The organism is Proteus faecis, from assembly GCF_003144395.1.
GTDB lineage: Bacteria > Pseudomonadota > Gammaproteobacteria > Enterobacterales > Enterobacteriaceae > Proteus > Proteus faecis.
Genome location: NZ_PENZ01000007.1, coordinates 87,765 through 101,708, shown reverse-complemented (window position 1 = coordinate 101,708; position 13,944 = coordinate 87,765). Strand labels below are relative to the sequence as shown.

Genomic DNA, 13,944 nt, shown 5'->3' with positions numbered 1-13,944 from the left:
TCTATCATCGTTAAGAATATTAAACCAAAACCAAAGAATAAATGTTAATAATTTATAGATAAAACTTGTTCTTTAGTGAGGATAAAGAGAATAAATCTATTTATTTGTCTTATTCCGAATGATACTTGATAGATAATACGCAGTAATTAACTACACCACCTGGTGTTTGCACACCAATTTCATCATCAACTTGCTTACCAATAAGCGCTCTGGCAACAGGGGAATCAATAGAAATCCACTGCTTTGCTGGATCAAATTCATCGGGACCCACAAGTCTAAAGGTTTTGACATTTTCGTCATCATCTTCAAGCGTAACCCAAGCACCAAAATAGACTTTTCCTTCTTGGCGAGGATCTGGGTCAACGATTTTTAGCTCATCAAGGCGTTTTGATAAAAAACGAACACGTCTATCAATTTCGCGTAATCGCTTCTTTCCATAAATATATTCAGCATTTTCTGAACGGTCACCTTGTGCCGCAGCTTCTGAAACCGATTGTGTGACACGAGGGCGTTCTTCTTTCCAAAGATATTTTAGCTCTTTGTCTAAGGCATACCAGCCTTCACGAGTAATATAGTTACTTTTTGCCATTACAAATAAAAACTATCATCAACATTGAATTTCATAAAGATACTATAGCGTGAATGTTAAAATAATCTGTTAATTTCCTCATAATTGTCGAGCTAGATAGGAAATTTGCCAAATTTTTTTAGCGCTCTGCGTGTATAATAGCCATCTTTTTTAACTATTCCTCTCGGTAGGTAAATATTTTATGAATGAATCATTAAGCCGAATTATTGCAGATGAGCTCTCAGTTAAGCCCCAGCAAGTCCTTTCGGCTATAACGTTACTGGATGAAGGGAATACGGTGCCATTTGTTGCCCGTTATCGTAAAGAGGTCACAGGCGGATTAGATGATACGCAATTACGTCAATTAGAAACTCGCCTCAGTTATCTACGGGAACTCAACGATCGCCGCCAAACAATTTTAAAATCAATTGAAGAACAAGGAAAACTGACGCCAGAACTCCGCTCTTCAATTAATGACACTCAAAGTAAAACAGAGCTTGAAGATCTCTATCTTCCTTATAAGCCTAAGCGCCGTACTCGTGGTCAGATTGCGATTGAAAATGGATTAGAACCCTTAGCGGATTTATTGTGGAATGAACCACAAAATAATCCAGAAGAAGTGGCAACCGCTTATATCAATACAGAAAAAGGGGTTGATGATACAAAAGCCGCTTTAGATGGTGCACGTTATATTTTAATGGAACGCTTTTCAGAAGATGCCGGATTATTAGCGAAAGTCCGTCAATATCTATGGAAAAATGCCCATCTTGTTGCCAAAGTGATTGAAGGTAAAGAAGCGGAAGGGGCGAAGTTTAGTGATTATTTTGATCACCATGAACCTATCGCTAATGTTCCCTCTCACCGCGCATTAGCGATGTTTCGTGGCCGAAACGAAGGTATTCTTCAATTATCACTTAATCCAGATCCACAATTTGAAGAAGCGCCCAAAGAGAGCTACGGTGAACAGCTGATTACGGAGCATTTAGGGCTACGTTTAAATAATCTTCCCGCAGATAGCTGGCGTAAAGCCGTTGTAAGTTGGACTTGGCGCATTAAAGTTTTAATGCATATTGAAACAGAACTGATGAGCCAATTACGAGAAAAAGCGGAAGAAGAAGCAATTAATGTTTTTGCTCGTAACCTTAATGATCTATTGATGGCCGCTCCTGCCGGCATGCGTGCCACGATGGGGCTTGATCCTGGCTTACGTACCGGTGTTAAAGTTGCTGTTGTGGATAGCACAGGTAAATTAATTGCCACAGATACCATTTATCCGCATACAGGACAAGCGGATAAAGCGGCAGCAAGTGTCGCTGCGTTATGTATTAAGCATAACGTTGAGTTGGTGGCGATTGGTAATGGTACGGCTTCTCGTGAAACAGAGCGTTTTTTTGCTGAAACCGTAAAACGTTACCCAGAAGTGAAAGCGCAAAAGGTGATTGTCAGTGAAGCGGGTGCTTCAGTGTATTCAGCGTCAGAGCTTGCGGCTAATGAATTCCCAGATTTAGATGTTTCTATCCGTGGTGCGGTTTCTATCGCTCGTCGCTTACAAGATCCGTTGGCTGAACTTGTAAAAATTGATCCTAAATCAATTGGTGTTGGTCAATATCAACACGATGTTAGCCAAACATTATTAGCGAGAAAACTGGATACTGTTGTGGAAGACTGTGTGAATGGTGTGGGTGTTGATTTAAATACCGCATCAGTACCATTATTAACGCGTGTTGCAGGACTTAGCCAATCTATCGCTCAAAATATTATTAGCTGGCGCGATGAAAACGGACGTTTTGTTGATAGAAAACAGTTACTCAAAGTGGCGCGTTTAGGGCCAAAAGCCTTTGAACAATGTGCTGGTTTCTTACGTATTCGAGATGGTAAAAACCCACTTGATGCCTCAACGGTTCACCCTGAAGCCTATCCTATAGTTGAAAATATTCTACAAGCTACCCATCAAAAAATTGATGATTTAATGGGGAATAGTGCTTTAATTTCACAAGTAGACGCAAGAGCATTTATTACGGAGCAGTTTGGTCTACCAACGATTAATGACATCTTAAAAGAGTTAGCAAAACCGGGGCGCGACCCACGTCCAGAATTTAAAACGGCGACTTTTGCTGAAGGTGTTGAAACGATGAATGACTTAGTCAGTGGTATGATCCTCGAAGGAACTGTGACTAACGTGACTAATTTCGGTGCATTCGTTGATATCGGTGTACACCAAGATGGCTTGGTTCATATCTCTTCTTTAGCGGATCGATTTATTGAAGATCCACATACAGTGGTGAAAACCGGGGATATTGTTAAAGTTAAAGTTCTTGAGATTGACTTAGCTCGTAAGCGCATTGCACTGACTATGCGTTTAGATGAAGTTGCGGGTGATAGTGATAAAAAATCATCGTCATCAAATAACACGAATTCTGTTAGAAATAACAAAGGGCAAAAACCAGCTCGTAATAACCGTCAGCCAATGAGTAATGGTAATAATGCAGGAAATAGCGCAATGGGAGATGCTTTAGCCGCAGCATTTGGAAAAAAACGCTAATAGTGCAATTATTGCTACCATATTAGTTGGTAAAAAGAACGAAAATAATAAGCGCGATATAACTAATATAGGTTATATCGCCTTTTTATTACACGTTGTTTAGATGTTTTCTTTGGATAAAAATATTTATAAGAATTAATTAAATAGCAAGGTAATATAAATTCTCTTCCATTTTTATAGGTTTAATATTAAGCTGACTTAAGTGATATTGAAAAAATAATAGACAAAATATTCTCTGTTTTATCTCTATATTTATTTGTTATTATTTTTATCATTCATCTTCTATTTTCCCTATTGTCGATTGCCTTTATATTATAAAATAAGCGTTGATAGCCTTTTAACCTTATTATCATTGAGGTTTTTAAAGGTGACTTCTACGAGTTAAAACTGAAAGCAATTACTTCCGTTTATATCAACTCTATTTCAATTAATAGAATGAATATCTATGGGTTTATTTCACCTTTATTGGGTTATTAATATGAATTTAAATAAATTATCGTTTGGTTTGATCATGATTTCGGCTTCCTTACTAGCAGGCTGTGCATCAGAATCTTCACGTTCTGTAGATGTTGCTAAAGTTGCAACCTATAACACAACTTATACAGGCACTAAAAGTGCTATTTCTATTGGTAAGTTTGATAACCGTTCTAGTTATATGAATGGAATATTCTCTGATGGTGTTGATAGATTAGGGAATCAATCCAAAACTATTTTAATGACGCACTTACAACAAACAGGGCGTTTTAATGTATTAGACAGAGCTAATTTATCTGAATTAAAAGAAGAAGCTGGCATTAAAGGGCAAAATCAGCAATTGAAAGGCGCCACTTATGTGATCACTGGCGATGTGACAGAATTTGGTCGTAAAGAAGTCGGTGATCGCCAATTATTCGGCATTTTAGGTCGTGGAAAAACACAAGTTGCTTACGCAAAAGTGAATTTAAATGTTGTGAATGTGAATACATCTGAAGTGGTATTCTCATCTCAAGGTGCGGGTGAATATGAGCTTTCTAACCGTGAAATCATTGGATTTGGTGGAACAGCAAGCTATGACTCAACACTTAACGGTAAAGTGCTTGATTTAGCGATCCGTGAAGCGGTTAATAACTTAGTTGCAGGTATTGAGAGTAATGCTTGGCAACCTTCAAAATAATGCGCGTTTATAAGGATATAACGATGTATAAATCATTAATAACTCTTGTTTTGGGCGCATTTTTACTGACGGGTTGTTCAAGTGGTCCTAAACCACTTTATAACTGGGACAGTTATCAACAAGTGGTATATCAATACTATCAACAAAGTGAAAGTGATCCTCAAGCACAAATTGATGCATTGAAGAAAAGCATTGAGCTTTCTCGAGCTAAATCATTAGGTATTCCACCAGGATTACATGCGCATTTAGGAATGTTATATGGTGCGACGGGCGCGTTAGATTTAGCGATGGCAGAATTTAATGAGGAAAAAGTACTTTACCCTGAATCAGCGGAATTTATGGATCGCCTGATGAAAAATAAAGGAATACAAAAATGAGTCGCTTATTTACTTTAATTTGCTTGGCTTTTGCGTTGGTATTAACGGGGTGCACCCAACCGGTTAAAACAGATTACACGGCATTTAAACAGAGTAAACCAAAAAGTATTTTAGTCTTAGTGCCTCAAAATCACACAACGGAAGTTGGAGCTGGGCACAGTTTCTTATCTCAAGTGACATATCCTTTGGCAGAAGCGGGATATTATGTTTTCCCTGTTGCTGTCGTTGAAGAGACATTTAAGCAAAATGGTTTATCCATGGCTGGGGATATTCATGCAGTAAGTCCTAATAAATTACGTGAAATCTTTGGGGCTGATGCTGTTTTATACTTAGATATCACTGAGTTTGGTACGTCATATCAAATTATTTCTAGTGATACGAGAGTGACTGTTACTGCTAAGCTTGTTGATCTTCGTAATGGTGGCGTGTTGTGGAGCAGCTCTGCAACGGCATCAAGCACAGAAACAGAAGGTTCATCAGGTAGTTTAGTCGGGATGTTGGTTTCAGCCGTTGTGAATCAAATTGTGAATACAGTGTCAGACAAAAGCTACCAAATAGCTGGCATAACAAGTGTACGTTTACTTTCAGCAGGACATGCGAACGGTATTCTATATGGTCCTCGTTCTCCTAATTATGGTAAAGATGCAGAATAAGTAAATGCACTAAAATAAGCATAATAATGAAAAGGCTCTGTTTAATTAGTTTAAAATAAGCAGAGCCTTATTTTATTTACAGATAATAATTATTCTTATTTAATGTTAGGTAATACCACCTATATTAATAATAGAATAAGTATGAGATAGAGAGTAAATAAAAAGAAGTGACGTTATTGAAAAGATAAACCATCCTTGGTTGCTAGTCCGTTTCCTTCCGTGGTTAATAATCCATAATCGGGTATATAAAAGAGACTGATTAGATAAGAGAAACGTCTATTAGAATAAGATAAGGTATGGGGATGCTATCTTTCCTTGTAATATAGCGACCTTTATTCTTTATATCGTCCTCAAATTTAAATCAAAACACGACTTAGTTGGATATTAATCAATGTTTGTCTCTAGGATATGTAATATTATAATTTAGGTAAAGATATAAATGTTACTATTATTATAATCATCGAATTAAGAGGGAATAAAAGAATAATAAAACTAATATAACGAGATATTTAATTAATTTAAATCGTATTTTGAGTAATATATCGCTTTAAACTCGGTGTAAAAGTTTTCTTCTGATATTCCATAATGAATTAAAACGACTAACATATTGAATAAACTTAATTTATTCATGAATATCTTTAATGGGTAAGATTATTTTTATATAATGTGATTTACATCACGTCGTATATTTGAGAGTTATCGTCTATCAATAAGAAGATAGAGATTTATGCGATACCTCTTTCGATCATATTCAGTTCCTGATTTATTGGTTACACTATTCTTTCAGATATTCATAATGTCTGTTTGCTGGTATGAAATATCAGCGGTTCACTTTTGGAAGGTAGAGGCATGTCAGAACAAACAATTATTTGGGATCTTGACCTGATCCATAAGTATAACTATTCAGGTCCTCGCTATACATCATACCCAACAGCATTAGAGTTTAATCAGCAATATGGCGATGATGATTTTATCAAAGCAACGCAACGTTATCTTGAGCGCCCTTTATCGCTTTATATTCATATCCCTTTCTGCCATAAGCTATGCTATTTCTGTGGTTGTAATAAAATTATTACGCGCCATAAACACAAAGCAGATGAATATCTTGATGTTTTAGAAAAAGAAATTATTAATCGAGCTCGCTATTTTAAAGACAGAAAAGTGACTCAAATGCATTGGGGTGGGGGAACACCGACCTTTCTGGATAAACAACAGATTAGCCGATTGGTTTCGCTATTACGTCAGCATTTTCATTTTGTTGATAATGCCGAACTCTCTATTGAAATTGATCCTCGTGAAATTGAGCTGGATGTTATCGATCATCTACGTTACGAAGGATTTAATCGCCTGAGTATGGGGGTGCAAGATTTCAATAAAGAAGTGCAACAAAAAGTAAATCGTGAGCAAGATGAAGCCTTTATTTTTGCATTGGTAGAACGTGCACGTGAAGTGGGTTTTCACTCCACCAGCATTGACTTAATTTATGGCTTACCTAAGCAAACCAAAGAGAGTTTTGCCTTTACATTAAAACGTGTTATTGAGCTATCACCAGATAGATTGAGTGTTTTTAATTATGCGCACTTACCTAATTTATTTGCGGCTCAGCGTAAAATTAAAGATGAAGATCTCCCTTTAGCAGAAGAAAAGTTAGAAATATTACAAGAGACAATTTCTACACTGACAACAAACGGCTACCAGTTTATTGGTATGGATCACTTTGCTAAACCTGATGATGAATTAGCGGTTGCTCAACGTAAAGGTATTTTACACCGTAATTTCCAAGGTTATACCACTCATGAAGAGTGTGATTTATTAGGCATGGGCGTTTCTGCAATAAGTATGTTAGGTGATAACTATGCGCAAAATGAAAAAGTATTAAAAGAGTATTATGCGCGAGTCAATAGTGAAGGAAATGCACTATGGAGAGGTTTATCCTTGACTCAGGATGATTGTATTCGCCGTGATGTGATTAAAACCTTAATTTGTAATTTTAATCTGCATTTTTCTGATATTGAAAAAATGCACAATATTGTCTTCCATGACTATTTTAAAGAAGATTTAGAATTACTTGCGCCAATGAAAGATGACGGTTTAGTTGAAATAGCGGTAGACGGTATTCAAGTTACACCACGCGGGCGTTTGCTTATTCGTAATATCTGCATGTGTTTTGACACCTATTTACGAAATCAAATGCGCCAACGCCAATTTTCGCGTGTCATTTAATTGATGAAGGGATTGAGGATTAATATTCCTCTATCCCCAACTCTTTTAATTTACGGGTTAGTGTATTTCTGCCCCAACCTAATAATCTTGCTGCATCTTGTTTATGCCCTTGTGTATATGCCAAGGCACTGAGTAATAGTGTGCGTTCAAATTGAGGTAGAGCATCTGTTAAAATGTTTTCTTTTCCTTCCCCTAATGCTTCATCTGCCCATAATGAAAGATGTTGTGACCAATGTTGAGAAGAAGCAATTCGATTGATATTTTTCGCTTTCTCATCAGGTTGGCGAATTTCTTGTGGTAAATCTTGAGGCATAATCTCTTGGCTTGCCGTCATTACCGTTAACCAGCGACACACATTTTCTAATTGTCTAACGTTGCCTGACCAGTTGTATTCCATCATTATTTGCAAACTTTGTTGATGCAATACTTTGGCTTCAACACCTAATTCTTTTGCTGTTTTTTGCAGAAAATAGCGCGCCAAGCTGGGAATATCTTCGGTTCTATCGCGTAATGGTGGTAGCTGAATACGTATTACATTGAGTCGATGATAGAGATCTTCACGAAAATCACCAGCTTGAACCCGCTTTTCTAAGTCTTGGTGTGTCGCGGCAATAATACGCACATCGACTTTTACAGGTGCATAACCGCCGACTCGATAAAATTGCCCTTCAGCAAGGACTCGTAGTAAACGTGTTTGAATATCAAGAGGCATATCGCCAATTTCATCAAGAAATAGTGAACCACCATTCGCTTGTTCAAATCGACCGTGGCGTACTTGAGAAGCCCCTGTAAATGCTCCCTTTTCATGACCAAAAAGCTCTGATTCAATCAAGTCTTTAGGAATTGCCGCCATATTTAGGGCGATAAAAGGGGAGGATGCTCTTGGGCTGTGGCGATGTAATGCATGTGCCACTAACTCTTTTCCTGTACCCGACTCTCCATTAATAAGGACACTAATTGAAGAGCGAGAAAGCCGACCAATAATACGGTAAACCTCTTGCATTGCAGGAGCTTCACCAATCATATCGGTAACTGATTGCAGTGAGGTTTCGTCGGTATTCGGTTGTTTTTGTTCGCGATAATGAGTAATGGCGCGGTCAATTAATGCTAATGTTTCGTCGATATCAAATGGCTTTGGTAAGTAATCAAAAGCCCCTTGTTGATAGGCATTAACAGCAGCATCGAGATCAGAATGTGCCGTCATAATAATAACGGGCAGAGTTGGATATTGTTCTTTAATTATTTTTAAAAGAGATAAACCATCAATATCAGGCATACGAATGTCTGATAACAACACATCAGGTATTTCTGTATTGAGTGCATTAAGCACATCATTCGCATGTTCAAAGGCTTTACAAGACATACCTTCACGAGAAATGGCACGTTCAAGTACCCAGCGAATAGAGCTGTCATCATCAACAACCCATACATTTCCTTTTTGCATTGGTTATCTCCTACTTAATTGGTAAATAAATAGAAAACTCAGTATTTCCGGGCCAACTGGTAAATTCGATTTTACCTGCATGTTGATCCACTAAATTACGCGCAATAGAGAGCCCCAATCCATTACCACCTTCTCTACCACTCACCATAGGATAAAAAAGCGTATCTTGTAGATGAGGAGGAATGCCATCACCAGTATCAATCACATCTATACGAGCAACAAGGCGATGACGTTCACCATGCAGTGTGATTTGAAAAGCCGTACGGGTACGCAAAATAATCGTCCCTCCTGTTTTTTCAACGGCTTGTAAGGCGTTACGAGTAATATTTAGCAGTACTTGTTCTATCTGATCTGGGTAATGTGATAACTCAGGTAAGCTGGGATCGTAATCTTTTAGTAAGGTAACATTGTCAGGACATTCGAGCGAAATAAGTTGAGCAACGCGCTCAACAACATGGTGAATACTCTGATGTGTTTTTGTCCCTGGATGTTGGGGGCCGAGTAATCTGTCCACCAGCACACGTAGGCGATCAGCTTGTTCAATAATGACTTGCGTATATTCCGTTAAAGCAGGATCAGGTAAGGATTTTGCTAGCAATTGAGCCGCACCCCGTAATCCTCCCAACGGATTTTTAATTTCATGTGCCAGCCCCCTAACCAATTCCCTAGCAGCCATTTGCTGGGCTTGTTGTATCTGCTCTTGGCTTAACCGGCGTTGACTATCCATAGGCGCCAGTTCCAGCAAAATATGTTGTTCGGAAATCGGTTGGGCACTGAGCGACATTGTGTGTGATTGGTTATTTACCACCAATATCACTTCATTGTCAGTAAAGCTTTGTCCATTCGCTAATGTTTCACGCATTAAATCAGCATCAAAAGAGTAATAGCTGAAAAGGGCAGTGAAAGGCGTTTCAAATAATTTTCGACGGCTTTGTGCTAAAACCTGTAACGCAGAATGATTTGCGTAGCAAATAATAAACTCTTTGTTGATAACTAATACAGAGTGAATCAATGAGTCTAAAATTAATGTGTTGTCAGGTAAGTCTGCCGTTTCCATATTGAATACCCCATTGCACCATTTTAGTGCATCTTACCTTTATTACATTGATGAACCAATGCGTAAGTGAAAAGACTGACTCCTTAAATGGGAGAAAAGTGCCCATCCGAAGATGGGCAAAATAGCTTCACGGCAAAAAAAACAGTTTTACATTTAGGCTTAAGTGTTTATCAATAAAAATAGTCTTAAGCGCTGTAATACATTTCAAATTCAAGAGGATGTGGAGCCATACGTACACGTTGAACATCCGCACGTAATAACTCTAAATAAGCATCAATAGCATCATCAGTAAATACACCACCGCGGGTTAAGAATTCACGATCTGCATCTAATGAATTTAATGCTTCTTCTAATGAACCTGCGACAGTTGGGATCTCTTTTGCTTCTTCTGGCGGTAAGTCATAGAGGTTTTTATCCATAGCATCACCAGGATGAATTTTATTGATAATTCCATCCAGACCAGCCATTAACTGTGCGGCAAACGCAAGATAAGGGTTTGCTAAAGGATCTGGGAAACGTACTTCAATACGGCGTGCTTTCATGCTAGCGACAACTGGAATACGAATTGACGCTGAACGGTTACGTGCAGAGTAAGCCAACATTACAGGTGCTTCAAAACCTGGGACTAAACGTTTGTAAGAGTTAGTGGTTGGGTTAGTAAATGCATTTAATGCACGAGCATGCTTGATAATACCACCGATGTAATACAGCGCCATTTCAGATAATCCGCCATATTTATCACCCGCAAACAGATTTACACCGTTTTTAGACAGTGACATATGACAGTGCATACCTGAACCGTTATCACCAACTAATGGTTTTGGCATAAAGGTCGCTGTTTTACCAAATACGTGAGCCACGTTTTGTACCACGTATTTATAAATTTGGGTTTCATCTGCTTTTTTAGTCATGGTATTAAAGCGAGTTGCCACTTCATTTTGACCAGCAGTTGCTACCTCATGGTGGTGTGCTTCAACGACTAAGCCCATTTCTTCCATGATGTTACACATGGTAGAACGAATATCTTGTGATGAGTCAACCGGTGGTAATGGGAAATAACCCCCTTTAACCATTGGGCGGTGACCTTTGTTGCCATCTTCATATTTGGTATTGGTGTTCCATGCCGCTTCAATATCATTGATAGCGTAAGATGCGCCTGAAATATCATTTTTGAAACGAATATCATCAAATAGGAAGAATTCTGGTTCTGGTCCAAACAGTACTGTGTCTGCAATATCACTTGATTTTAAATAATCTTCAGCACGTTTTGAGATAGAGCGAGGGTCGCGATCGTAACCTTGCATTGTGCCGGGTTCTAAAACGTCACAACGAATAATCAAGGTTGGATCTTGGAAAAATGGGTCAAGCATTGCCGTTGTTGCGTCTGGCATCAGTACCATGTCTGATTCGTTAATGCCTTTCCAACCACCAATAGAGGAACCATCGAACATTTTTCCTTCTTCAAAGAAATCATCGTTAACCTGATGAGCCGGAATAGTAAGATGTTGTTCTTTACCGCGGGTATCAGTGAAACGTAAGTCAATATATTTAACTTTATGTTCTTCAATCATGGATAATACATGTTCAAGGGACATAGGAACTCTCCTGGCGAATGGTTTTATTGAGTGCAGTGGCCTTACACATTTTTCGGTGAATTTTTTGCTCACCCAAATTCTATTGCGAAAAGCATGCCAACTTATCTAAAAAGGGATATATACTGTATTGATGAAGTTTAGTGTAGAATATCTCCTGTGATTTTTTAATTATTGCACAAAATTGGTGCAAATTAAGCCTAATTAGCTGCACTATTTTGGTGCAATCGAACGGATACTACTAAATTCTGAGGCGTGAAAAGGATCACAATTCAATTAATTGCATATTGTTAAGCAATCATTATTGTGATCTTGTTTAGTCTCTCGTCTAAAGCGTGTACAATACTGCGCTTATTTCTACAATGCCTGAGGCAAATTTTGTGATCGAAAACTTGCGTAATATCGCCATCATCGCCCACGTTGACCATGGTAAAACAACTATCGTCGATAAATTACTACAGCAATCTGGTACGTTCGGTGAACGTGAAACCGTTGCTGAGCGCGTGATGGACTCAAATGATCTCGAAAGAGAGCGCGGAATTACTATTCTTGCGAAAAATACAGCGATTAAATGGAATGACTATCGTATCAACATCGTAGATACCCCAGGACACGCCGACTTCGGTGGTGAGGTAGAACGCGTTATGTCTATGGTAGACAGCGTTCTATTGCTGGTTGACGCGATGGATGGCCCAATGCCACAAACTCGTTTTGTGACACAAAAAGCGTTTGCTAACAACTTAAAACCTATTGTTGTTATCAATAAAGTTGACCGCCCTGGTGCACGTCCAGACTGGGTTGTTGATCAGGTATTTGACCTGTTCGTAAACTTAGGTGCAACTGACGAACAACTTGATTTCCCAATTATCTATGCATCTGCATTAAACGGTATTGCGGGAACAGATTACAATGACATGGCTGAAGATATGACTCCGTTATATGAAGCTATTGTCAAATATGTAGAGCCACCAAAAGTGGATCTGGAAGGCACATTCCAGATGCAAATTTCTCAGTTGGACTACAACAATTACCTAGGTGTTATCGGTATCGGTCGTATCAAACGTGGTAAGGTTAAACCTAACCAACAAGTGACTATCATCGATAGTGAAGGTAATACTCGTAACGGTAAAGTCGGTAAAGTATTAGGTCACTTAGGCTTAGAACGTATTGAAGTTGAAGTTGCAGAAGCTGGCGATATCATCGCTATTACAGGCTTAGGCGAACTGAATATCTCTGATACGATTTGTGAAACAGGTGCTGTTGAAGCATTACCTGCATTAGCTGTTGATGAACCTACTGTTAGCATGTATTTCTGTGTTAATACTTCACCTTTCTGTGGCCGTGAAGGTAAGTTTGTGACTTCTCGTCAGATTTTAGATCGTCTGAAAAAAGAGTTAGTCCATAACGTAGCATTACGTGTAGAAGAAACTGAAGATCCAGATGCATTCCGTGTATCAGGTCGTGGTGAGCTTCACCTGTCAGTTCTGATTGAAAATATGCGTCGTGAAGGTTACGAATTAGGTGTATCTCGTCCTAAAGTTATCTTCCGTGATATTGACGGTCGTAAACAAGAGCCTTTCGAACAAGTGACTATCGATATTGAAGAACAGCACCAAGGTGATGTGATGCAAGCGATGGGTGAGCGTAAAGGCGAAATGCGTGATATGCAACCAGATGGCAAAGGACGTGTACGTTTAGATTACATCATTCCTAGCCGTGGTCTGATTGGTTTCCGTACTGAATTTATGACCATGACATCAGGTACTGGTTTACTGTATGCAACATTCAGTCACTATGATGATGTTCGTCCTGGTGAAATCGGTCGCCGTAATAACGGTGTTATGATCTCTAATGGCCAAGGTAAAGCCGTTGCTTACGCACTGTATAGCTTACAAGACCGTGGTAAATTATTCGTTACTCATGGTGCAGAAGTTTATGAAGGCCAAGTGATTGGTATTCATACTCGCTCTAATGACTTAACAGTAAACTGTTTAACTGGTAAGAAGCTGACTAACATGCGTGCTTCTGGTACAGATGAGGCGACAACGCTGACTCCACACCTGAAACAAACATTAGAACAAGCATTAGAATTTATTGATGACGATGAGTTAGTTGAAGTCACTCCGCAGTCTATTCGTCTGCGTAAGCGTTATCTGTCAGAAAACGATCGTCGTCGTGCTTATCGTAGCAAAGACTAATTCGTTATTTTGATAACATAATTCTTAGGGCGCGTTAGCGCCCTGAGTTTATACTCTTGATGAGTATATGTTGCTATAAAAGACGAATGCGGTGGAAAATAATCTCTGCCGCATAAGTTTTCTATCAATCCTTTCTT

The 13,944-nt window shown here is 38.7% G+C and carries 10 protein-coding genes; 6 read left to right on the top strand and 4 right to left on the bottom strand.

All coding sequences use genetic code 11. The features are described 5' to 3' along the window. Window positions 1-109 precede the first annotated feature (109 nt). Entirely contained in the window at window positions 110-589 is a 480-nt protein-coding gene (greB, locus tag DK858_RS01505; RefSeq protein WP_109395915.1) for a transcription elongation factor GreB, read from the bottom strand. Between the two features lie 181 nt (window positions 590-770). Between greB and DK858_RS01500 the strand changes: the two genes are divergently transcribed. The 5 genes from DK858_RS01500 to hemN all read left to right on the top strand — a co-directional run bounded on the left by DK858_RS01500 (window position 771) and on the right by hemN (window position 7,516). Further along, complete coding sequence (locus DK858_RS01500) at window positions 771-3,110, top strand: Tex family protein (RefSeq protein WP_109395914.1); 2,340 nt, start codon at window positions 771-773, stop codon at window positions 3,108-3,110. 478 nt (window positions 3,111-3,588) lie between these two features. Further along, window positions 3,589-4,263 carry a CsgG/HfaB family protein gene (locus tag DK858_RS01495; RefSeq protein ID WP_109396017.1) on the top strand — a complete coding sequence of 225 codons (675 nt, stop codon included), beginning with the start codon at window positions 3,589-3,591 and terminating at the stop codon, window positions 4,261-4,263. 23 nt (window positions 4,264-4,286) lie between these two features. Further along, window positions 4,287-4,640, top strand: coding sequence for a DUF4810 domain-containing protein (locus tag DK858_RS01490; RefSeq protein WP_109395913.1), 354 nt, complete (start codon window positions 4,287-4,289; stop codon window positions 4,638-4,640). Continuing rightward, window positions 4,637-5,293 (top strand): DUF799 domain-containing protein, encoded by a 657-nt coding sequence (locus DK858_RS01485; protein WP_109395912.1) that lies wholly within the window; start codon window positions 4,637-4,639, stop codon window positions 5,291-5,293. The genes DK858_RS01490 and DK858_RS01485 overlap by 4 nt, the downstream gene beginning before the upstream one ends. A gap of 849 nt (window positions 5,294-6,142) precedes the next feature. Beyond that, complete coding sequence (gene hemN, locus DK858_RS01480; protein WP_109395911.1) at window positions 6,143-7,516, top strand: oxygen-independent coproporphyrinogen III oxidase; 1,374 nt, start codon at window positions 6,143-6,145, stop codon at window positions 7,514-7,516. A 19-nt stretch (window positions 7,517-7,535) separates the two neighbouring features. On the opposite strand, the gene glnG is transcribed toward hemN, so the two are convergent. The 3 genes from glnG to glnA form a co-directional block, all read right to left on the bottom strand. Beyond that, window positions 7,536-8,960: a nitrogen regulation protein NR(I) gene (gene glnG, locus DK858_RS01475; RefSeq protein ID WP_109395910.1), complete on the bottom strand. Its 1,425-nt coding sequence runs from the start codon at window positions 8,958-8,960 to the stop codon at window positions 7,536-7,538. Window positions 8,961-8,970: 10 nt separating this feature from the next. Then, window positions 8,971-10,017, bottom strand: a complete 1,047-nt coding sequence (glnL, locus tag DK858_RS01470; protein ID WP_109395909.1) for a nitrogen regulation protein NR(II) — start codon at window positions 10,015-10,017, stop codon at window positions 8,971-8,973. Between the two features lie 185 nt (window positions 10,018-10,202). Beyond that, window positions 10,203-11,612: a glutamate--ammonia ligase gene (gene glnA / locus DK858_RS01465; protein ID WP_109395908.1), complete on the bottom strand. Its 1,410-nt coding sequence runs from the start codon at window positions 11,610-11,612 to the stop codon at window positions 10,203-10,205. 359 nt (window positions 11,613-11,971) lie between these two features. Between glnA and typA the strand changes: the two genes are divergently transcribed. After that, complete coding sequence (gene typA / locus DK858_RS01460; RefSeq protein WP_069369552.1) at window positions 11,972-13,807, top strand: ribosome-dependent GTPase TypA; 1,836 nt, start codon at window positions 11,972-11,974, stop codon at window positions 13,805-13,807. The last annotated feature ends 137 nt before the right edge of the window (window positions 13,808-13,944 follow it).